Consider the following 23,210-nt stretch of genomic DNA (forward strand, 5'->3'; position numbering starts at 1 on the left):
TACAGGAATAACCTTTTCTTTATGATTTCGCTAAATAATGTATTTTTTACTCGCCAAGATGGTGGCTTGAAGCGACAAATAATTAATGATTTATCGTTAACTATTTTACCCGCTGCACACATTGCCTTACTAGGTGATAGTGGCTCGGGCAAAACAACATTATTAAATTTATTAGCCGGTTTACTGTCTCCAGATGCTGGAACTATTACGGTTAATGAGCAAAAAATTAGTGAATTGAGTGCTAATGAGCTTGCGCTTTATCGGCGTAAAATAGGTATTATTTTTCAGCATTACCAATTACTCAGCCCGTTAAATGTAAAAGACAACATGTGCTTTCAAGCAAGGCTTAATGGGTTATCGCCTAGCGACGATGAAGTAAATACGATGGCTAAAAAACTGGGTTTAGAAGGCAAGCTTACAGCAATGCCTGAGCAACTCTCTGGTGGGGAGCAACAACGAGTGGGCATAGGCCGTGCGCTATTAAATAAGCCTAAGTTATTATTGGCTGATGAACCTACGGGTAACCTTGATGCCGCTCGTTCACTCGATATAGTTACGCTATTAAAAAGCCTGTGCGAAGAGCAGCAAATAATACTTATTATGGTCACTCATAGTCAGCGATTGGCCGACCAGTTTACTACGCAATTGTTTTTAAAAGATGGCCAAATTAATGGCTGAGCTTAAACTTATATTAATAACGTATATGCAGTTTTATCGCCGCCATGTAGGGCTGTTATTACTGTTTTTTATTGGCTTTAGTTTGGGCGCGGCGCTACTTACTGCAATACAGGGCTTAAATTTAGAGGCCGGTAAGCGCTATCAACAAACCACAGCACTAATTGCAAACCCAGTGACGCATTTTGTACGCCCAGTGCTAGGTGAAAACAGGTTGCCCAACAGTATGTGGTCGCGTATTAGGGCGGCTGGCTTTACGCAGGTTCAACCGGTTTTAGAGGGCGTAATTGAAACCAATGAGCAGCAAAAGCTCGCGCTTAGGGGCGTCAATTTATTGCAGTGGCTTACAGAAAATACCGGCGGCTCAGCATCAACAACCAACAAGCGTTATTCTGGGTTTGAACAGTTACTAAATACTGTTTATATCGATCCTAAATTAATACGGCGGCTAAATTTAAAAAACAGCCGTATTAATATAAACATGGGTGATGCCACACGCACTTTAGCTGTAAGCGAATTACAAGGTTTAGGCATGACCATGCTGGTGGACATTAGCCTTGCTGATAAATTACTGCGCGCAAATGGGGTAATTAGTTACTTTGAAGTAAGTGGCTTAAATAATAAACAAGCAGCCCAATTAAACCTATTGTTAGGCGATCAAGCACGCCTTGAAGCTGCGCAAGAGCAGGCTTTTGATGCGCTCTCTGAGGCTTTTTTCTTTAATTTACAAGCGCTGGCATTGTTGGGTTATGTGGTGGGTGCGTTTTTAAGTTTTAATGCAATTAAACTTGCGTACAATGCGCGCGCTCACTTACAGCAGCAAATGTGGGTGCTGGGTTGTCAACGGTCGGCGTTAATTAAAGCGCTGGTTATTGAATTAACGGTGCTTAGTTTTTTTGCTGCGTTATTAGGTGCGTTACTAGGCGCGGCACTGGCAAACACCTTAGTTATGGATGTATCGGCGACTCTGAGAGGGCTCTACCAGCTAGACAGAAGCTTTGTAGTAAGCCTTGATAGCAGCATGATTGCTAGCGGCTTTTCACTTAATGTTGTTGTTTTGTTGGGGTTTTTGGCCAGCCAATCGGCTCGATTAAGTACTTTTTGCGCGCGTATTAAATGGCTAATGTTTGCGTTAGCTATTTTTGCAGCCAGCTACTTAGCGTTAACGGCAAATACCAAAATAAGTGCCTTATTGCTGTGTGTTTGTGTGCTACTCCTCTTTTTTGTAATTACATCACCGGTAGTTAAAGCCGTTTTTAAACTGCCATGGCCAACACAAAACCCGATTATTCAGTGGTTAAAAGCCGACAGCCTAGTGCAGTTACCTGCATTACTAAGCTCTGTACTCGCTATTTTAATGGCGATGGGAGCCGCCGTAGGTATGCAAATTATGGTTGGCAGTTTTAGCGACACCTTAGATACACACCTTGAAAAACGCCTAAGCGCTGATTTATACGTAAGGCCCGATCAAAACATTCAAGCGTTAGGGGCTAAGTTGCGTGAACTCCCTGAGGTCGAAAAAGTAGGCGTATATTGGTCAGCTAAAAGTGAGCTTAAAGCACCTAAAAATACGATAGCTGTTGATGTTATGGCATTTGGTGCAACAGCCAGCTACAACCAACACCTTACTTTGTTAAACAATAAAGCACCTACATCTGCTGCAGTATTTGAAAAGAACAAAAACGGGGTTGTGGGTTGCTTAGTGAACGAACCCGCCTTGCTGCAGTATTCGCTTAAAGTAGGTGATGTAATAACCCTAAAACAGCATATTAATACACTAACGTGCCAAGTACGTGCTGCCTATTTTGATTACGGCGAGCAAGGGTTAAATGTTGTTGTAACAACTAATGCATTATTGAATAGCAGCTTAAATTACACCGAGTATGGTTTATCGCTTTGGTTAAAGCCCCATAGTGACGTTGACGCCATAGCCGAATATATTCAAAAACAGCACCAATTAGATAGCCAACAAGTCATTGCTAATCAGCAGTTTAAACGCTTTGCAAAACAGCTATTTGGTAAAACTTTTTATGTTACTCAGGCGCTTAATATATTTATTATGCTGATTGCATTATTTGGCATGTGGGTAAGCTTTTTAACTTTAGGGCGCGGGCAATTACAGCCCATGGCGGTATTACAAACGCTGGGTGTCACACAACAGCAATTATTGGGAGCAAAAGTACTGCAAGCTGCACTTATTATTTTAACCACCTTGTTATTAGCTATACCACTGGGGCTTAGCCTTGGATGGGTACTATTAACTTACGTCATGCCAATTGCCTTTGGTTGGACCATGGCCATGACCGTTAATTGGCTACAGTTAGGTGGCTTTACGGTGCTTATGTTTATGTTAGCTTTATTTGTGAGCGCGTTACCGCTGATAAAATTAACGCGAAGCGCCGTTGCCGATAATGTTGCCAAGCTATAGGACTTACATGAATAGACTAAAAGCAGCTGTTACCTTTATTTTTATTGGCGCATTAAGCGCGTGCCAGCCCGAAGCAGAGCAAGTAAATCAAGATAAACCAATGCATAGCGGGTTTGCACAACAATTTGGTGAACCTGTAAACAAAAACCAAGGGTTGAGCTTTCCACGTGATCATGGGGCGCATCATCAACAAGGAATTGAATGGTGGTACGTGACTGCTAATTTAAAGGCAGATAATGGCGACACCTTTGGTGTGCAATGGACTTTATTTAGGCTCTCGGTTGATGAGCAAAGCACACAAACAGAACCATCACCTTGGTGGAATGGGCAGCTTTACTTTGCTCACTTTGCAATACAAACCGATTCACAGCATCAAGCGTTCGAAAAATATGGCCGATTGGGGCAAGTAAATATAACAGCGCAGCCATTTGAAGCTCGCCTAGATGATTGGCAGTTAGCAAGTAAGGATGCAACATTTTTACCGCTCAGTTTAAAGGCGCAGCAGGAAAATTACAGTGCTAACCTGGTGCTGGCTAATAGCCCACTTGTAAAACATGGCGAGCAAGGTTATAGCCAAAAGACTCACCAGGGGCATGCCTCTTACTATTACAGCTATCCGTTTTTACACGCACAAGGCGACATCACATTTGCGGGTAAAACTTTTAAAGTAACTGGAGATGCTTGGTTAGACAGAGAGTGGTCTTCGGCGCTAATCGATCCTACCCAAAATGGTTGGGACTGGTTTAGCATTCAGGCTGATGATAAAAAACAGGGGGGCTTAATGGCATTTTGTATTCGTAATGGTCAACAAAGTTATGACTACTGCAGTGCATCGCACATTACGCAAAGTGGAATTGTGCGCGCCATTGCAAATGACGACGTGACCTTACTGGTATTAAAAACATCTGAGCTTACAGCCCAAACAACGCCCAGTAGTAGAACCTACCCAGTTAAGTGGCACCTCAAGGTTAAAGGGTTTGAGCCAATTATAATTGAAGCACGTAACCCCGATTCACGAAATCAATTGAGCATTCCCTACTGGGAGGGACGAATTAAAACTCAAGGCGGTTTTAAAGGTAAAGGTTATGCAGAACTAGTTGGTTATTAGCGGGCTATAAAATGGCTTTCAAAAAAAATGCACTTAAGCCAAGGTTAAGTGCATTTTATTAAGGGCTCAGTATATTAGTCTAGCTTTACTGAACCAGAGATATTATCGATGCTAACATCGCCAGAGCCTGCTTCTGTAATTGTTAGCCCTTTAGCATGATTAACGCGAATATCGCCAGAGCCATCTTCAATGGTAACGCTTGCATCAACATGTTCAATGGTTAAGTCGCCCGAGTTATCTTCAACGTCGACAGCGCCATTAATATGTTGTATTGCTATGCTTCCCGACCCGTCTTCAACAGTTAATGTACCACGTACATTGCTTACATTCATATCGCCTGAGCCATCATCAATATTTGCATTGCCATTAACGTTATTAATAGTAATGCTGCCCGAACCATCGTTAAGATCTAGATTGCCAGTGATGCTTTGAAGAGAAATATCGCCCGAGCCGTCGTCTATGTTTAGGTTTTTAGCGCCATTGATTGATAAGCTGCCAGAGCCATCTTTTACATCAATATTATTTTTCATGGCGTTAATAGTTATGTCGCCTGAGCCATCATCAATATCTAGCTCAAGATTGTTAGGGACGGTGACCACTAAATTAATGCTTGGCGATTGGCCGCTGTAAAAGCTAATACCATTATTACTTGTATTTTGGGCAACAAGCTTTGCTTTAGTGCCACTTTGATCGAGTGTGAGTTCGTATTCGTCGTCAATATCGGCTGTGTAAATAGTGGCGTCAACATTAATACTGGTTGCTGTTGATGAGCCCATTATTTTAAGTGAACCTGCGCCGCTTAGTACGTCTAGGTATTCAAGATTATTGCTAGGTAGTGTTAGTTGTTGTGTTTGTTTTACCGACGCAACGCTTGGTGAAATATGAAACACGCAGCCACTTAATAATAAAATACCGCTAATTAGTGAAAGTGGTTTAGCAATGGTAGATACAGTTGATGAGCTCATGGTTAGTCCTTTTAGTGTGATGTTATTATTTAATATAACAAGACTAGAGCAAAAATGGGGCCTAAATTTAAGTGTTTGTTTTATAATGAATTTAGTTTTTTGTTGAAAATTGAAAGACTAATTAGTGGTTAAAATTACTAATTATTAATAAAAAGGATGCATAAAGCATCCTTTTCGTTTTAACCGCCAGTTTTAATTAAAAACTGTAGGTAATGTTACCGTATAAAAAGCGACCATCTAAACTGTATGGTGCATACGGTGTGTATGGAAATATTTGGCTAAAGGTAGAGTAACCAATATTATCGACCGTGGCTTGCGGGTATTGGTCAAATAAGTTATTGGCACCCAGTGCAAATTTCCACTCATCGTTAGGGCGATACGCAACTTCTAAATCGGTTATCCATTTAGCGTCTAGGTATTCATCGCGATCGGCGGTAGTAGAAATATCGGCAACTTCACCATAACGCGTTGCACGCAAAGTTGTTTGCCATTCGTTAAAGTTCCACACTGCCGACAGATTCAGTTTGTTGTCTGGAGTACCTTCTTCAAAACGACCTACTTCACGGCGTGCAAATACAACATAGTCGTCACCTAATGAGTTTAATTGCTCAGGGTTATCGTCAACGTGCGTTACTTCGGTGTCGTTAAAGTTAGCTGCCGCGTTTAATCGCACGTCGCCAAAGTTATCTAACTGTAGTAGGTAAGTTGCAACAATGTCTACGCCTTGCGTGCGTGAGTCGATTGCGTTGGTAAAGTAGCGTACGCTTTCGGTATTTAACTCACCAGCATCCGTTAAAATTTGTTGTACTGCGGCACCGCTTAAGTTTTCAGAGAGCACAATACGGTCATCAATATCAATACGGTAGGCGTCAACCGTTAAGCTAAAGTTACCTTGGGTGTATACAAAGCCAGCTGTTAAATTAACTGAGTCTTCAGCGTCTAACTGTTTTGCGCCAAGGGCTTGTGCTGCTGATGCATCTGTTGGGAATAGGCCCACTTCAAACGCTTGGTTGTTCTCAAGTACCGTAGAAATTTGACGGTACGAGCTCTGTGCAAGTGATGGCGCACGGAAACCTGTGCTAATTGCCCCACGTAGCGATAGGTTTTCGTTTACGCTGTAACGAGTTGCAAGCTTTGAGGTAAAGGTGTTGCCAAAGTCGCTGTAATCTTCGTAGCGGCTAGCTAAAACCATGTTCCAGTTTTCGGTTAGGTAGGTGTCAAACTCAACAAATAGTGCAACGTTATGACGGCTTTCATCGGTTACGCTTTCTGGGCCAAAACCCGAAAGTACTTGTGCGCCACCGGCTGCAATTGGGTTGCCATTGCTATCAAGTGCAGTAATGTATGAGGCTTCTTCACCTTGTTCTATTTTATAACTTTCGTGGCGGTATTCAGCACCTAGAGTAAAAAATACGTCGTCAGGTAACCCTAAATCAAGGATTGTGCTGGCATCACCATTGACTATAAATTGGTCATAAACTAATGCGCCGTTATCAAATTCGGTGGGGCTGGTGGCGCCTAAAGACGTATTTAAGCTATTTACAACACCAAACGCAAAGTCATTACGGCCGTAGTTGGTACTTACGTCCCATGTCCAGTCACCCGTTTCACCTTCTAGACCTAAGGCAAATGAGTAGTCTTCAACATCGGTTTCAATTTGCGGTAAAAAGCCATCTGGGTAGAGTGCTAATACGTTACGGCTGTCTTGTGCACGGCGGTAAAAGCCACCTGAGTTACCTTCTCGTTTTGAGTAGCTACCAAAAGAATACAGGTTTAGGCTGTTATCTAGCTCGTAACCCATATTGTAAAATAAAGCGTAATCTTCAAGGTCTGCTTTACCAAAGCGATGGTTGTAACGGTCAATAGTAAATTCGCGCTGGTCTAGGCTGCCATCGTCAAGGCGGCTGTATTGTTCACGAGGGTCAAAACCAGAGCGTTGTGTTGGGCTGTTATCGCGGTATTCAATCGATACGTTTACAAAGCCGCTGTCTGATAATGCAAATCCAGAGTTAGCGCTAATTGTGCGTGTGGCGCCATCGCTAATTTCGCGGTCATCACCCAGGTTAAATGCAAGGTCACCGTTTGCATCTGCGTAGGTGCTTTCTAAGTTAGGTGCGCCCGCCATTTGTGTGTCGTATTCACCATAGGTTACGCTTACACTGCCGCCTTCAGAGGCGTCTTTTAAAACAATATTAATCACCCCGGCAATGGCATCTGAGCCGTATTGCGCTGCGGCACCGTCGCGTAGTACTTCTACGCGCTTAATGGCTGATGTAGGGATCATGTTTAAATCTACCGCGGTAGAGCCTCTGCCTACAACACCTGCTAAGTTTAAAAGCGCACCAGAGTGACGACGTTTACCATTGATAAGCACTAAAGTGTGATCGGGCGCTAAGCCGCGCAGTACAGCAGGTTTTGCGTGATCTGTTCCATCACCTAAAGTGGCGCTTGGAAAGTTAAAGCTGGGTACTTGGTTAGCAAGAACCTGGCTGATTTCAAGTTGACCTGTGCTTGCCATGTCGCTGCTAGTAATAATATCTACTGGCACTGAGCTTTGTGCAATACTTCGTAAACTACGGCGAGTCCCTGTTACTGAGATTACTTCGATGTTCTCTTGTGCTTGGGTATCTTGTTCTGCTGCATTAGCTGTAATGAAAGAGTTGCTAAGTGCAGAGGTTACGGCCAAGCTAAGTGCTAATTTATTGGCTGATAAACGCTTAAAAGTCATGAATGTTCCTTAAGAACGTCGTTGTTTTGGTGAGTTTGAAAAAGGAGCGAATCATATAGAAGCGCTCAACTACGTGCAAAGATAAAAACCATCTATGTTATTCACGTTTTTAATAAGTAAGGCCACTGTTTACGTACGTTATAGACGATTAGATCGTTACTGTTGCAATCTTGTAGCGAATGGTGACGAAATCAATAAAAGTAAAAGAGAGATTGCAAAAAAAGTGATAGGCAGAAAAAAGCCAAGTTAAAAACTTGGCTTAAAAATACGTTTAAATAAGTGCCTAAATAATTACTCAGGGGCTACTTCAAGCGTTGTAAATAAAGCATAACGACCCGAATCTACGCCTTTTTCCTTCACATCAACTTCGGTTGCGGTTTCTATTAAATAAACACCTGGTGCGTTCCATGTTGTTGTAAAAAAGCCGTTTTTATCGGTGGTTACTTTTACTTCGCCACGTTCGTTACGGTAGCGAGTATCGCCTCTTAAAATATTAACTTCAATGCCTTCGCCTGCTGGTTTTCCGTCTTGTAGTAATTGAAAACGCGCTTGCTCACCAACAAATAAATCATTTGGGTGTGTAGGGCCACTTAGCTCTAAGCCTAAACCTAACAGAGCTGGCTTAGATGTACCGTTGCGGCTTACAAAGGTATCTACTGTTGAAATAACTTTAGTGGTGCGCACGCCTTGAGCGTTGCTAGGTAATTTAGCATCTGTTTTTTTACCAAATACACGTTTGCGTTTACCCTCTTCGTCCTTATAGAAGGTCATGTACATTGGCTTTTGCGTCATAGCAATGTGGTAAGTGCCTTCTTCTTTGAGGCTTACTGCTGCTGAGCTCTTGCGCTTTAAGTAATAAGCACGAATGGTTTCAGATACTTTCTCGCCGTTTGGTGCAAGTGCCATTAATAATGTGTCGTCGTACTCTGCGCCTTTTTCTTTTGGCTTAAAGGCTTTATCTGGTGCAAACATTTCGTTAGAAATACTCGCATCAATCATAACGTAATGCGCTTTATCGCCAGAAAGCGAAGTGTGCGAAGGTAGTAACCAACGGGCATGTGCGCTTGCCGCTGTTGAGACTAGCGCCGATAAACTCAGTGCGCCTATTAATGCAATTTTTGATAAATTAACGTTCATTATTTTTCCTTTAAATTTGAATGATAAGTAGGGGCTACCTAGCGCTTACAGTGATAAAGCTGGTTGTAAATTCGTTTTTACCTTCAATAGTTATTTTCTCTGATTGGGTTAAATCAAGCTCAATACGGCTGTAATCACGGCCACCTTCTTCGCGCACAACTTCAATATTAAGTAGGTATTTACCGGGCGTTACAGGGTTACCGTTTAGATCGTTGCCATCCCAACTAATTGTATATGTGCCGGCACGCTTGGTTGCGCCGCTGACACCATCAAACTGAGCATTACTTTTACCGGCTTTGCGCCACCATTGGCGTAGGTCTTTAAACCATTCCGCTTTTTGTACCCAAAGCGCTAATGTTGTGACGTGTTTACGCTCTGGCGTTTCCAGCCATACAGCAACATAAGGTCGGTGGTAAGGTTGCACGTTTAAATCGGCGAGGGTTAATTCAACTTCTAACCTTGACGATTGTGCATGAGCATTAATTTGAAATAGCGCGGCGACTAACAGCGTGATGCTTAGCCATGGTTTAACTTTAAACATTAAGACACTCCTTTTATTTGTGGCACCCAACACAGGTAAATAACGATAGGTGTTGCTACACCTAATGCGGTTATCCATATTCCTGCTAAGCGTTTTTTTCTATTTTGAAATAAAATAATCATGCCGGTGATGGCAAATAGGATCATTAGCACTGCTGATATATCAATAACCCAGCTCCATACATCACCGCTGTAACGGCCTTTATGTAAGTCGCCAATGACACTTAAAAATCCCCCGGTTTGATAATCGAGTAACAATTCGCCACTAATAAAATCAAACTCTGCGTAGGCGTAGCCTGCAGGTAATGGGTAGTCGAGCATGACCAGTGAATCTTGCTTTTCCCACTCAATGCTTTTTACTTTATTCAGCCCATACTGCTTGGCTAGGTAAGCTTCTATTTGGGGGTAAATAGCAGGTAGGGTGTTTAATTGTGTTTGTGCTTTTGTAAGTAGTTCAGCTGGAATTGCAGCGGTAATTTGGCCGTTGTTTTTATCGTTTTTTAACCAGTCAACGTGGTTTAGCACTATGCCGCTTACACAAAATAAAATAAGTAGAAAAAACAAAGCGGTAGAAATATAGATATGTAAAGCACGACTCGTACTATATAAAGCGCGTTTATTAACAAAGGGCATAAAAGGTGCAAATTTAATTAATTTGTACGGATGATAATGATTTGCATTAGCTGTTACAAATTTATTTACCAAACTTTACACTTTATTTTGCTTATACAGACCCTAGTTTTTAGGTGGAGTTGAGGGCTTAGAAATTAAGTAAGTTAAAACCAGCACTTCAACCACAGCAACTAGGGCAATAACCCAAGCTGGAGGGCTGCTGTATAATAAAAATATAAAGCCTATTAGCATACCTAGACCCGCAGCATATTTTGCCTTTACAGGAACTACTTGATGAGCGCGCCAATGTTGTAATGTTGTCCCAAAGCGAGGGTGGTTTAATAGCCAAGATTCAAGCGCGCTAGATGAGCGAGCAAAACAGGCTAAGGCTAAAATTAAAAACGGCGTGGTTGGCATAACGGGTAGGGCAACACCAATAATGCCGAGTAATACACACAGTAACCCCAGCAATTTAAAGCCGATATTTTTATAATAAATAAAAACGTTTTTTATGTTCACGCCAGCTCTATTTAATAAATTAAACGGTAAAAGGTAAGCTAACTACAGGATAAAATTAAGCTTAAATGGCTTAGTTACATGTTATCAACTAAGTCATTTAAGGCGATAAAAGGGGTTTTATTATTTTTATACTGCGTTTTATTCTTTAGGAGTTTGAAATAGTGCGCCGACTTCTAAAAGCGGGGAAGCGTCTAGCTTATCAGCATCCATCATTGCGGCAATACGTTGCATTGATGAAAGTAGTAAACTCTGTTCCCATTCAGCAAGTGCTGAAAATTTTTCGATAAAATGCTCTTGTAATGGCTGAGGTGCTTTTTCGAGTAGTTCCTTACCTTGTTCGGTAAGGTATAAGCTGACTCGGCGCTTATCCATTTGACTGCGAACACGTGTTACTAAGTTTTTGCTCTCTATTCGGTCAAGAATATTAGTAACCGTTGCTGGGCTTAAGTTGACGTTTTGCGCAATACGACTGGCGGTAATACCATCAGTTTGAGACACTTCCTGCATGATAAGCAGTTGAGGCCCTGTTAAGCCCGCTGTTTTATTAAGCTGCTTTGAATGTAAGTCAATCGCACGGATCACCTTGCGTAAAGAAACTAGTAACTCGTCATATTTTTGCATTTGTTTGTCTCATGGAAGGCGAATGATTTGCCGTAATCATGAAATGTTACACATCAAATAAATTGAATTCAAATGATATATGTTATTTATGCCAGCTATTATTAGTTTTTATTGACTTTTATTAATTTGAGCAGTAATTAAAATAGCATTTATTATCTTTATTTTATTAAATGCTTATAACATTCTATTTGTGAACCTTCCCTAGGTTGAAAGGCAGAGTTGTAAAGCTTTAGTCGTAATTTTACCGTTGATTTTGCATAAGAATATAGTAACTAACTCAATTTAAATAACTATTCTATGTAGCTTATGCTTTAAGCATGCATTATTGTTTGTGTACAAGTAACCTGAACTCAGGTTAAGTATTAAAAATTAGTCTCAGTGTTAAAGGAAATAAAATGCAATTATCACCCTCAGTATGTATTGAGCGTACACATAGCGGTTTAGAATTTATTAGTATTAATAGTCGCCAATGTGAGGCGAAAATATTTTTACAAGGTGGGCAAATAACTGAGTTTACACCCAAAGGTAAATTGCCATTATTGTGGGTGTCTGGGGATGAAACCTTTAGCGAAGGGAAAAGTATTCGCGGCGGCATTCCTATTTGTTGGCCTTGGTTTGGTCAACATGAAAATACAGACTTCCCAGCTCATGGCTTTGCTCGCACACTCGTATGGCAAGCTGATGAAGTGCATGAAACCGAGGACGAAGTTACGGTTAGCCTAAAATTACCCATGAGGCAGGTAGACTCTACCTTTTGGCCGCATCAATCTTCTTTACGGGTTGAGTTTATTTTATCTGAGCAATTAGAGGTGCGTTTAACCACCTCTAATTTAGGCAATGTACCATTTAGCTATACACAAGCGCTGCATACTTACTTTCCAACACAAGATATTAAGAATACCCGTGTGACAGGCCTGCAAGGGGCAAAATATATAGAGTTTGGTCAAGGGCCTCATCAGCAACATGATGTGGTCGACTTTTCCCGTGAAACCGATATGGTTTATACCCAAGCCGCAGCAGTTCAAACAATTGATACTCCTCAAGGGATGATCAGTGTTAGCAGAGAAAACTCGCAGTCGTGCGTACTATGGAATCCATGGATTGAAAAATCAAAGCGGCTATCAAATTTTGCCGATGATGATTATAAAAGCATGTTATGCCTAGAAGCTGCGAATGTGCTTGAAGATGCGGTTACGCTTGAGCCAAAACAAAGTCATACCTTAGTGACAACAATAAAGTGGCTTGGCTAAGTCCAATGGAGCAAAGTGTGTTTACTAATCAACAAATGACCGATCTACCGCAACATAAAAGCATAGTGTTTGAGCCGCTTGCCGATAAAGCGTTATTGCATGCAAAATTGAATTGGTTGTTATTTTTCATTCCTTTTTGCTTAGTGCTAGCGGTTGTTTGTTATTTTAATACAGATTTTGCTGCCATGGCGCAAGGTTACTTATTGGTTGCTGTTCCGCTATTAATTTTACTTTGTATGCTATACAGCGTGTTCAGTATTAAATTACAAGGCAGTGCATTGCGTACCCACGATATAGCGTTTAAAAAGGGTATTATTTGGCAGCAGGTAACTATTTTACCGTTAGCACGAGTGCAGCATATTGAAATACATCGTGGGCCAATAGAGCGAAAACTGGGTTTAGCCAGTTTAAGGCTTTACAGCGCAGGGGGGATGAGTGCTGATTTACAAATTAGCGGTCTGACCCACGAAAAGTGCAAAAATATCCGTCAGTTTGTACAAAGCTATCGCCACGATGAAACCACGAGTGAGGTTGCTGCCAGTGAGTGTTGATGCTACGCAAATGACGCCACCTTCACTTAATTGGCAAAAAGTCTCGCCCTGGGCATTGGCTTATTTTGTGATGCATTTTAGTGTTCGCTTTGTCAAAGACGGCTTATTTAATTTACTGCCTGTGTTAGTGGTATTTGTTACCCAGGTAGAAAATAAACTATTTTGGGGGCAAGTTGCGCTCGCGATTGCTTTGACTTCATTGCTTGCTTATTGTTTTTTGTATTACCGTAGTTTTCGTTTTTGTATTACTGACGAGCATGAAATCTTACTAAATAAAGGCGTATTTAAAAAAGAGCGACTCACCTTAAAGTTTTCTCGAGTGCAAAATGTAAACATAGCTGAGCCCTTTTATTTTACTCCAGTAGGTTTAGTTAATTGCATTTTTGATGCTGCCGGCAGTGTTGCCCAAGAAGCGGTATTGCCGGGAGTAACCAGCGGTTATGCCCAGCAAATGCGCAAGCAAGTATTTGACTACAAAGCACAGCAGCAACCATCAGCAGAAGTAGCTGACACAGCGCAGTCTCATATTGAAGAGCAGGACGAAAATAGTTTATTCATTTCAAATAAAGAAATAGCTAAGTTTGGTTTAATGTCGAACATGGCCATTTTAGCGCTTGCCGCTATTGCCCCTTTTATGAATGTGGCAATCGATTTTTTAGAGCAGCAGTTTATAACAAAAATAGAGGGTTTTTATCAGCAAGAGCTGGGTATGATGGCTAATGCAGCGGTATTTGCAGTAATTACTTTGATTTTTGTATTGGTATTTATAGCGGTGTTTTTATCGGTGACTATGTCGCTCATTCGGTTCTATAATTATCAGCTTTATTTTAAAAATAAAAAATTTAAACGTATTGCAGGGCTGTTAGAACGCCATCAACTATCAATTAGTTTAGATAAAGTACAATCGATTGTTATTAAGCAAAACCTAATTGCTAGGCTATTGAAACGTTTTACTGTTGAGTGTTTGCAAGCCAGCAGTGGTGGCGCTGCAAGTATGGCGAAAAAGAATAAACAAACCTTAGTGTTACCTGTGCTCACGCAGGAGCAAGTTGATAATGTGTGTCAGTGGATTTATCCGTGGTTTGACAGTAAAAAGCTGGCATTTAAAGCAGTAGAAAGGGCGTTGTTATATAAAAATATGCTGTTTTATGCCTTGCTACCGGGCGTAGCTTCTGGGTTTTTAGTTAGCTTTATGCAACTTAATATATTAATTTCACTAGCATTATTTTTGGTATTAGCCGCGTTAGTGTTTTTATCTTATAAACGTTATGGGTATTACCTTCATCAACAAGATGGGCGTTTTTATATGGTGGTGCGCAAAGGTATGATTGGCGTGCATTACCGAGTATTTGAGCTGTACAAAGCACAAAGCGCTCGCAGTGTGAGCACCTTTTTTATGCGTCGTTCTGGCTTAAAAAGCCTGTATATACAACTTGCTGCAGGCGGTGCGTATGTCCCATATTTAAAACAGCAAGATGCTGACTTCATTATAGATTTTACACTGATGCAGGCTGAGTCAGATCCTCGTAGTTGGATGTAACTTCCCTTGTTGAAAATAACTAAAGTTCAGGTTAAATAATAAAGCAGGTGTAAATACACATTTGCACATGCTTTATTACACTTTTTTACTGCCCGTTTTTCCCTTTTAATAATACCCTAAGCATTATTAAAAGCACTATTTAAGGGATTATTGTGAAAAAGTCACTCATTGCATCAGCCTTATTACTGGCTGCACCAAGCTTCGCAGCCAATTGGCAAACCATTCATACTGAGCATTTTAATGTTCACTTTAGCAGTGAGCATACTGATTTTGCTAAATCGACCGCAGTAGAGCTGGAGATTGTCCGTACTAAAGTGCTTGAGCAACAAAACCGTGCGCTTGATAAAATCGTCGATGTGGTGGTATTTGATCCTTTAAATGCAGCTAATGGCTTTGCCTTACCAACCTCTAATAATCCTGTTATGGCGCTTTTTACTACGCCACCACAATCGGACACAGTAATCTCAAACTCATCGGGCTGGCAGCAATTACTAGTGCTGCACGAGTACATTCACTTAGTTCATTTAGCGCAGCCGACTCGCAGCGAGTGGCAACAAAAAATTAGAGGGGTATGGGATCTTTACGATTTAACCTATGGTGACACACCGCGCTGGGTAGCTGAAGGATACGCCACCTTAATTGAGTCTAAAATGACGGGTCGAGGGCGACTCTTTGATAACTATTCTGAGGCAATACTCAGGGAGTTTGCTCAGCAAGGAGCGCTTCCGACCTATGGGCAACTAAATAGTGATGAAGGCTTTATGGCGGGCTCCATGGCGTATTTAATGGGAAGTCGGTTTTTATACTGGCTAGAGCAAAATTACTCAGAGCAGTTGGTCGATAACGTATGGGTTCGTATGCGAGCGGTTAAGTCTCGAGATTTTGATGATGCATTTTCTGGTGTATTTGGGCAAAGCGCTGCCAAGCTATATCGTCGATTTATTGCTGAGTACACTTATAAAGCAATGCAACAAGAGCAAACCGAGTCACCACTTAATAGCAAGCTTTGGTTAAAGCTTGATTTATACGCTAGCAACCCCGTTCTTTCAGATGATGGCAGCAAAATTGCCATAGTGGAGCGTGATAAAAAAAGTAATACCAAGCTCATAATTTATAGCACTGAAGACAACACTAAAGCGCAACAGCAATTTACTAAAGCACAAAAGCAATTACTTGAAGATGATGCTAAGGATATTCCTGATACTCCGCCAAGTGTATTTAAGCGCGAACAAAAACAAATATTAAATCAAATAAATCGCGCAGGTATTGCCAATCCGCAGTGGGTAGGCAATAACACTCTTTATTTTAATGCCTACAGTAGTGAGGAGTCGGGGACTTATAACAAAGTGTCTGACATTTTTAGCTATAACATAGATACTGGCAACGTCGAACAACTCACTGAACTGGCTGGTATTCGTCGTTTTAGTGTTACCCGCAATGGTGAAACACTTTACGGTGAGCAAATAAGAGCTGGGTATTCTGAATTAGTAAAAGTCGATCTTAATACACAAACAATAACGCCACTTTTTACTAAGAGCTTAAAAACAACGTATGATTACCCGACCCTAAGCCCCGATGAAACAAAATTAACTTATTTATCAGCGTCATTAAACGAAAACTGGCAATTGTATATACAAGATTTAGGCGATGATGCTAGGCAGTCAGTCCCAATGCCTAATGGGTATCAGTATTTAAGTCAGCCGAGTTTTAGTCAAAATGGGGAGTCTATCTATTTTGTTGCTGGCCTAAATAATAAAACTGATATTTATAATTATCATATAAAAAATAATACCCTCACATGCTTAACTAACGGGCAAGAAGCGCTTGCATACCCGATTGAGGCTGAAGATGGCTCACTACTTTATTTCTCTATTAATGCCGATGGCCTTGATGTAAAAACGCTAACAACAAAAAACCACACAGCTGTGACGGATCTCGCTGTAAACAGTGAAGCTCCATTGTTGATGGTAAATAAGCATACTCTGCCACCGGCAAAAATATATACCGATGAGACAGCAGAGCAAAGCGATTACGCAGTACTTGATCAGCAAGCGACGTTTGCCTTGGGATCACAGTATTATTCAGCGTCAACCAGTTTGCTAAGCGTAGGTATAAAAAGTAGCGACTTATTAAAGCAACTTGATTTACAAGCGGGTTATAACATTGATTTGCATGACGGTGCATTACATGGAGGCTTTGTACAAGCAAAATACAATGCGTTAAATACAAAGTTTAAGCTTGCGCTATTTGATTATAATTTGGGTACATCACATCAATATCAACCTAGCTTAAACGCTGATATTGACGCCCGAGGTGGTTTTGTTGCAATAAGCCATTCATTGAAATTTGGCCAGCTTCAGTTAACCCCAGAGCTTGCTTATAACTATACAGATTATAAAAATAGCCATAAAAATTGGACACGGTTGAGTATTGCTCAGCAATGGCAACATGACCGCCAAGCATTTGCCATAGGGCAGAGTATTTATGCCAGTATTTATGATGGGCGGAATCACAATAGTCATTGGCAAGGTTATGACTTGGCAACAAAAGTATTTGGTAAAGCATTTAATATTCCCATGTTTGTGAGCTTTGAACAAAAACATCGAGACGATAGTAATTTAGCTTTAGGAGGGTTTAGCTCTAACCTGATTAATCAGCAACAAAGTAGCGAGTTTGTGCTTGCTGCTGAATTGCCTTATTACAGTGCAACTGCAGAGCGCTATCAAGGTTATGGCGGTGGCATTAGCTTTAAAGAAGGCATGCCCTGGCTTTACTATAAGCAACATCAATTAGGCAACAGCGTTTATGCACAAAGTTATGGCTTAAAATACCAAGGTGATTTTAGCTTCGGAATGGGGCCTGCGGGCGTAAACGATTTAACCTTTAATGCTGGACTGTCGCGTGTTGAAGGCGGCAGCTTTGAAGATGAAATGCGCGCGTGGTTAAGCTTTTACTATTCATTGTAAAAGCTTATTTAGCTAAGTTACTATCTCAAGTTAGTAACTTAGCTGAGCATTAATACTGTCAAGCGTTAGCGCTTTTTCGCTGCATTACACGATTTCTTTGTGAGTGCTTTTTACGTTTGCGGCGGGTAAGCCATAAATAAAAGCCTGTACCAGCGAGCCATACAGGGCTAAGGCCAACAATACACCATAGTATTTTACTGATAAGCCCAGCAAAATAACCAAAGTGTAGTTTTCTAAAGCTATCAATTACTTGCCAACCAACTCCGGTTTCACGAATATCCCAGTTAGCCATGTGTTCACCTGTTTGCTTATTGTAGGTTATGGTATTGGCGTATTCACTGGTAAGTGGATTACTGGTATTTACTTCGCCATAAAGAGTAATATTTTCATCAGGCTCTCGCGGGAAAACTAAAAAAGTAGTGTTAAAAGTGGGTATTTGCAGCTTACTATCATTAAGAATGCGCTCAAAAGAAATGTCGTCACTATATAATTTATTTGTAATAGTGTAGTGCTCTTCTTCTGCGTGTTCTATTACTTCGTGATACCACACAGCGCCATTAAAATAGCCACCGGTAATCGCTAAAACGATAAGGATAGGTGAACCTAATACTCCAGTCATTTTATGAATGTCGCTTAGTACTATCTGCAAAGTTGCTCGCCAGCGTACGCTAAATAGTCGCTGCCAAAATTTGCGGTAAATAATTAAGCCAGTAATACCTAAAGTTAATAAAAATAGAGCAAAAAAGAAGCCTAATACGGTACCTGTTTGCCCTGGTAAGCTTTTTAAGTCGTTAAGTAAAAAAGTATAATGGAGCTCTAAAAACCAGTCAGTAAAATAATGAGTGGTGCTTACTGGTTCTGATAAAACCTCTCCTGTGTATTGGTCTAAATGCAACTTATACCAATCGTCAGTTCCACGCTTAACCAAATAAAGCCGGTCAGCGGTGCTGTTATTAAAAAGCTCCCAGCTTCCTACTACATATTCAGGAAAGGCTGCTTCGGCTTTATTTATTAATGAGTCCATAGGCAAACGTGAAGCTTGTTGCTGTACCACAAAGTGTTTATCTGGCATCAGTAGGCCATCAATTTCACTTTTAAACACTAAAACACTGCCAGTAATGCTAATAACAATTAACGGAATAATGGCAATTAGCGCCAACCAACTATGAACTTTAAACAGTGTTTTTCTCATTACTTAGGCTTGCATGTTAATCTGTAGATATGCGCATGATAACAGTTATCATTTGTGTTGCAATTATAAAAGGGTGAGACTGTGAAGTTTTAGTAACGGTTTTTGTATACTCAGGTTGCCACAGGAGGAAATTAAAGTTGGTGTGAAGCTTGTATAAAAGCTAGCCAGTCCTACAATGCGCGCACATAAATAAAGCCTTTAAAAACAAATGTTTAAAAAATGTTTTATTTCTTCCTTTTCATTAACAACAATGTAACGAGCGAGGTTTGCTTTGGCGTATTATTTGCCTATTTTGTCAGTATTTATTTTGGTTTTTAGTTTTTTACCGTTACTCAATAAAATTATAAAAAACCGCAGTGTATCAGGTGTATCACTGTTAATGATGACATTTGGTTTAGCGCAAAGTGTGTACTTTATTAGCTACAATCTTTACTTTGCTCGCTTTTATATTGCCTTGCCGTTTTTTGCGACAGGATTATTGAGTGGTTTAATTTTATACTTTTTTGCACGTTATAATGCCGCTAAACGTCAGAAGCTGCAGTTACTTGGCATGCTTAGCTTTTCGTTATTACCTTTTTTGTTGCTGTTAAACCCTAACCTAGATACTGCCACTGTGCTAAATGGCTTAACCTATGTGGGCTTAATCATGAGTTCAGTACGAGTTATGCCACAAACCTACAAAACACTTCGCACAGGGAATATTAGTAACCTTAGTGCTCGCTATTTTAGTTTACAATTTATAGCTGGTATCTGTGGTTTGTTTGCAGAGCTTGCTATGCCTGTGCAAAGTACTTCGCATATACTAATGTTTGTTATGATATTACTGACTAATGCGGTGCAGTTTGCGTGTATGCAGTATTATCGCGTACGTCCTGTGTTGGCATAAAATTATAGTGACCGTTAATTTCATTTGTGGCACTTTGAGTGACCAATAAATAAAAAGTGCCCACTATGAAATTAACTATCCATCAAATCGATGCGTTCAGCAGTGAACTGTTTAAAGGTAACTATGCCGCTGTGATCCCACTAGAATCGTGGCTTAGTGATGATCTTATGCTGAATATCGCTTCTGAAAATAACGTATCTGAAACTGCTTTTACTTGTCAGTCGGCAGATGGAAGCTTTGCGATACGTTGGTTTTCGCCATTAATGGAGATTGATTTTTGCGGCCATGCTACTTTAGCAGCGGCCTATGTGCTTTGTGAGCAACATAGTATATCGCAGGTGCGCTTTAGCGCAGAGGCGGTGGGCAAACTGATTGTTAATAAAAATAACGATGGCAGCTTTGCTATGACCTTTCCTAAACAAGCCCCTGAAGAGGTTCGGCTTATCCCTGATGCTTTATTAGCTGGCCTGTCTATACAACCTATTAAAGTGCTGAAAAACCGCCAAGCTTATTTTGCTATTTATGATAATGAGCAGCAGGTTGTAGATCTGAAAACAACCAATGAACAACTAAAAAAATTAGCCCCATTAGATGTGGTTGCAACAGCACCGAGTGTTGAGTATGACTTTATTTCTCGTTATTTTTGGCCGGCCAGTGGTGGTGATGAAGACTTTGTGACCGGTTCAATTCATACCGGGCTTGCCCCTTATTGGGCAGAACAATTTGGCAAACACTCTTTAAATGCTTATCAGGCTTCACAACGGGGTGGGAAGTTACATTGTGAAGTGGGCAGTACAACAGTGACATTAACGGGTCATGCGGTAAGATACCTAAAAGGTACTATTTACCTTTGAATTAGTGTAAAAAAGCCACGTAAAACGTGGCCTTGGTTTACTCAGTGTTATTTACGCTTCTAGCGCTTTGCTAATTAAGCGGTCGATATACTTTTTATGTGCTTTGGTTGCGGTATCAGCGCCCCATGCAACATCTTGATTGGCTATTTGAGTTAGCTGATATAGCGCGGCTGTTTTCGCTAAGTTATCGTATTTACTTGCTTTTTCTAAGCCTGCAATTGCAATAAGCTGATTTACGTATTCAATCTGTAAGTTATGACTGATTGAATTAGCGTTTTTGCTATCAACAAAGATACTTGCAGTTAAATCCTCCATAAATTGCGTAAGGCTGTATTCATTTCCATATAAAGCAGTGTCTGAAATACGTAGTAACACAGCAGGATGCAGTAGTTGCGCTAACACACCTTTTTGCATGCCTAAAATCATTTTATGCGGTTTAGGGTCTTCGTTTTTACCATAATGATTAAACCCACGGCGCTGCTGCTGCATAAAGTTATACAAAGGCTGCATGCTTTGCAGTACATTTGGAGCAAACACATACTCAGCTAAAATAGCCATTGCTTGGGTTTGGCGCTCAAGTGGTACCGGTGTAAAAGGCTTAGCTGCATTTTCATCACCTACGACAGCACGCTCTACATAAACCCCACCAATTTGACGAGATACCACGCCTGCTTGTGCACGGTATTGGCCAAATAGGCTGTTAGCAGAAGTAACAAGCTGTTGGTAAGACTCGCCTTTTACTGTGGCTTTATCTTTAAGTTCTGAAAAGAGAGTATTGATCAGGGCCATTCTATCTGCCCCGTAAGCTGCAGGGTTAGACGACAAGTCACCTATCATCACGCGAGGGTCTATATGGCGCCCAGGAGCACGCATGTCGTCGGCATCATTACCAAAGGCAAGCGCATGTTCGCTTGAGCGAGCAAGTATTTTATCAAGACGAGCTTGTTCTGCTGCTTCATCTTTAAGTGCTGCGCTATAGCCGTAGTTTATTGCCCAATCATCGTACGGACCTGGTTTAGTTTGGAAAATATCGCCTTGAGTCACATCCGTTGGCGCTATATTTGCTGGCGCATAGTCCATTACTGAGCCGGTTACTATACCTTGGGTTTTACTTTTGTCGTGAACTTCTTTCTCATCCCACAAAATAGAAGATTTCATGTTGTGATTAAGACCTAAAGTATGCCCTACTTCATGTAAAACCAGCTGAGTTAAGCCTTGGCGTAACATTTCAGTATCTTCAATATCAGCGCCATTCGCTAAGCCTTTTGCAAGTATTAGGTTTTGTTGTAATTCATGACCTAAAGAGCAATTAAGCTCAGTGTTGCTTCCTGGTTGGGTATAGCTCATAGTGCCTTGAGTATACAGTGTGTCGTATATCCAGCGGTTTTTCATAAATACAAACTCAAGCATGATGTCTGAGCCTAAAATTTCACCGGTTAGCGGGTTAGCTAATGCTGGCCCGTACCCACCAAAAGGCGGCTTAGGTGATGAAGTCCAACGCAGTACATTATAGTTAATATCGCCAGCATCCCAATCGGCATCATCAGGTTGTACTTTTACTTCCAGTGCGTTCTTGAAGCCAGCCTTTTCAAATGAGCTATTCCAAGCAAGTACAGCGTCACGTACTGTATCTCGCCACTCAATAGGCGTGGTATTTTCTATCCACCAAGTAATTGGCTTTACTGGCTCTGAAAGTGCAGCACTTGGATCTTTCTTTTGTAGATCCCAACGCTTAATTACATCTTGATATGGCGCCCAGTCAGTTGATGTCATTTTATCAAACTGATTGGTGAAATAACCAATGCGCGCATCATCAAGGCGAGGTTGATAACTATTTTCAGGTAAAGCCACAAATGAATGCTGTACTTTTACTGACACGCTTCGTGGATCGCTTATCGCACCTGAGCCTCGAACGGTTGGGCTACTATTAGTAAAAACATAATCAACCACCAGATCTAGGTTGTTAGGGTATGGGCGCTGTTTGATGATACGTGATTTTTTATCATCTAATTTACCTACTTTAAAACGCTTTTTAGCATTTTTATCGTTCGGATTAGGTGTTGGCGATACTTTATGCAGGGCTTCACTTAAAAATAGCTTGTTAACATTAAAGGCTATTTTACCCTCTTCTTGCTTTTCTATTTTTATACTTGCAAGTACTGCTTCGCTAATGTTTGCCTCGCTGGCTTTAGCTAGCGCACTATTTTCGTTAAATAAGTAGCGCGGGGTTTTGCTAATAATATCGATACGATCAAAGTATTTTCTAAATTCGATTAACTTTGTTTCACGGTACGCGCCACGAAAGTGGCCCGCATCAGTCGCGCCGTCAATGGTGTGTGCAAAATAAACAAAAGGAGTATCGAGTTGTGACTCGTTAATTACCATTAGGTGGTCGCCAGTTTTTTTATCTTGGTAAAGATTAAAAATGCCAACAAATTCGGTTTGGCCTTCAATCATTTCACTTAATGTGTGTGGCTCTTTTTCTTCTTTTTTTTCGGCAGCAACAGTATAGCTACTACCAAGCGCTATACTAAGCGCCAAGGTAAGTGCGGTTAATTTCATAGTTTGTCTTTTGTAGTTGTTAATATGATTTTACTGTACGGTGTGTCATGCGGTTTCGCACAGCATCTTTGCTAAA

At 40.9% G+C, this 23,210-nt stretch carries 18 protein-coding genes; 9 read left to right on the plus strand and 9 right to left on the minus strand.

Going from position 1 to position 23,210, the window contains the following annotated elements; all coding sequences use genetic code 11:
- Nucleotides 1-21 precede the first annotated feature (21 nt).
- Genes P3J6_RS02400 through P3J6_RS02410 form a run of 3 tightly spaced genes read left to right on the plus strand, consistent with a single transcriptional unit; the run spans nt 22 to nt 4,211 of the window.
- Nucleotides 22-678, plus strand: coding sequence for an ABC transporter ATP-binding protein (locus P3J6_RS02400; RefSeq protein WP_198522151.1), 657 nt, complete (start codon nt 22-24; stop codon nt 676-678).
- Nucleotides 671-3,103, plus strand: coding sequence for an FtsX-like permease family protein (locus tag P3J6_RS02405; protein ID WP_198522152.1), 2,433 nt, complete (start codon nt 671-673; stop codon nt 3,101-3,103). Before P3J6_RS02400 ends, P3J6_RS02405 begins: the two co-directional genes overlap by 8 nt.
- Nucleotides 3,104-3,110: 7 nt before the next feature.
- On the plus strand, nt 3,111-4,211 hold the full coding sequence (locus tag P3J6_RS02410; protein WP_198522153.1) for a lipocalin-like domain-containing protein: 1,101 nt from the start codon (nt 3,111-3,113) through the stop codon (nt 4,209-4,211).
- A 74-nt stretch (nt 4,212-4,285) separates the two neighbouring features.
- Here the strand turns inward: P3J6_RS02410 and P3J6_RS02415 are convergent, their stop codons facing one another.
- The 7 genes from P3J6_RS02415 to P3J6_RS02445 all read right to left on the minus strand — a co-directional run bounded on the left by P3J6_RS02415 (nt 4,286) and on the right by P3J6_RS02445 (nt 11,333).
- Entirely contained in the window at nt 4,286-5,176 is an 891-nt protein-coding gene (locus P3J6_RS02415; RefSeq protein WP_198522154.1) for a hypothetical protein, read from the minus strand.
- A gap of 196 nt (nt 5,177-5,372) precedes the next feature.
- Entirely contained in the window at nt 5,373-7,904 is a 2,532-nt protein-coding gene (locus P3J6_RS02420; RefSeq protein ID WP_198522155.1) for a TonB-dependent receptor plug domain-containing protein, read from the minus strand.
- A 291-nt stretch (nt 7,905-8,195) separates the two neighbouring features.
- On the minus strand, nt 8,196-9,041 hold the full coding sequence (locus tag P3J6_RS02425; RefSeq protein ID WP_138608620.1) for a DUF4198 domain-containing protein: 846 nt from the start codon (nt 9,039-9,041) through the stop codon (nt 8,196-8,198).
- 34 nt (nt 9,042-9,075) lie between these two features.
- Nucleotides 9,076-9,582 carry a DUF2271 domain-containing protein gene (locus P3J6_RS02430; RefSeq protein WP_138608633.1) on the minus strand — a complete coding sequence of 169 codons (507 nt, stop codon included), beginning with the start codon at nt 9,580-9,582 and terminating at the stop codon, nt 9,076-9,078.
- On the minus strand, nt 9,582-10,214 hold the full coding sequence (locus P3J6_RS02435) for a PepSY-associated TM helix domain-containing protein (RefSeq protein WP_138608665.1): 633 nt from the start codon (nt 10,212-10,214) through the stop codon (nt 9,582-9,584). The genes P3J6_RS02430 and P3J6_RS02435 overlap by 1 nt, the downstream gene beginning before the upstream one ends.
- A gap of 102 nt (nt 10,215-10,316) precedes the next feature.
- Complete coding sequence (locus tag P3J6_RS02440; RefSeq protein WP_138608635.1) at nt 10,317-10,712, minus strand: YbaN family protein; 396 nt, start codon at nt 10,710-10,712, stop codon at nt 10,317-10,319.
- A gap of 138 nt (nt 10,713-10,850) precedes the next feature.
- The gene (locus P3J6_RS02445) at nt 10,851-11,333 is read right to left on the minus strand and encodes a MarR family winged helix-turn-helix transcriptional regulator (protein WP_008112832.1); all 483 of its coding nucleotides are present in this window, start codon (nt 11,331-11,333) and stop codon (nt 10,851-10,853) included.
- 395 nt (nt 11,334-11,728) lie between these two features.
- Here P3J6_RS02445 and P3J6_RS02450 point away from each other — a divergent pair, with 395 nt between their 5' ends.
- From P3J6_RS02450 to P3J6_RS02465, 4 genes are all read left to right on the plus strand, one after another.
- Nucleotides 11,729-12,583: a D-hexose-6-phosphate mutarotase gene (locus tag P3J6_RS02450; RefSeq protein ID WP_198522156.1), complete on the plus strand. Its 855-nt coding sequence runs from the start codon at nt 11,729-11,731 to the stop codon at nt 12,581-12,583.
- A gap of 5 nt (nt 12,584-12,588) precedes the next feature.
- Entirely contained in the window at nt 12,589-13,134 is a 546-nt protein-coding gene (locus P3J6_RS02455; RefSeq protein WP_198523770.1) for a PH domain-containing protein, read from the plus strand.
- A complete protein-coding gene (locus P3J6_RS02460; RefSeq protein ID WP_198522157.1) occupies nt 13,124-14,674 on the plus strand; it encodes a PH domain-containing protein in 1,551 nt (516 codons plus the stop codon). The genes P3J6_RS02455 and P3J6_RS02460 overlap by 11 nt, the downstream gene beginning before the upstream one ends.
- Before the next feature lie 152 nt (nt 14,675-14,826).
- Nucleotides 14,827-17,640 (plus strand): TolB family protein, encoded by a 2,814-nt coding sequence (locus tag P3J6_RS02465; protein ID WP_198522158.1) that lies wholly within the window; start codon nt 14,827-14,829, stop codon nt 17,638-17,640.
- A gap of 58 nt (nt 17,641-17,698) precedes the next feature.
- Here P3J6_RS02465 and P3J6_RS02470 read toward each other — a convergent pair whose 3' ends face one another.
- Nucleotides 17,699-18,832: a PepSY-associated TM helix domain-containing protein gene (locus tag P3J6_RS02470; protein ID WP_198522159.1), complete on the minus strand. Its 1,134-nt coding sequence runs from the start codon at nt 18,830-18,832 to the stop codon at nt 17,699-17,701.
- Nucleotides 18,833-19,103: 271 nt separating this feature from the next.
- On the opposite strand from P3J6_RS02470, the gene P3J6_RS02475 reads away from it, so the two are divergent.
- Nucleotides 19,104-19,718 (plus strand): PQ-loop repeat-containing protein, encoded by a 615-nt coding sequence (locus P3J6_RS02475; RefSeq protein ID WP_198522160.1) that lies wholly within the window; start codon nt 19,104-19,106, stop codon nt 19,716-19,718.
- Between the two features lie 65 nt (nt 19,719-19,783).
- Complete coding sequence (locus P3J6_RS02480) at nt 19,784-20,572, plus strand: PhzF family phenazine biosynthesis protein (RefSeq protein WP_198522161.1); 789 nt, start codon at nt 19,784-19,786, stop codon at nt 20,570-20,572.
- A gap of 51 nt (nt 20,573-20,623) precedes the next feature.
- Here P3J6_RS02480 and P3J6_RS02485 read toward each other — a convergent pair whose 3' ends face one another.
- Nucleotides 20,624-23,134: a zinc-dependent metalloprotease gene (locus P3J6_RS02485; RefSeq protein ID WP_198522162.1), complete on the minus strand. Its 2,511-nt coding sequence runs from the start codon at nt 23,132-23,134 to the stop codon at nt 20,624-20,626.
- Nucleotides 23,135-23,210 lie beyond the last annotated feature (76 nt).

It is taken from the genome of Pseudoalteromonas sp. 3J6 (assembly GCF_903995135.1).
Lineage (GTDB): Bacteria > Pseudomonadota > Gammaproteobacteria > Enterobacterales > Alteromonadaceae > Pseudoalteromonas.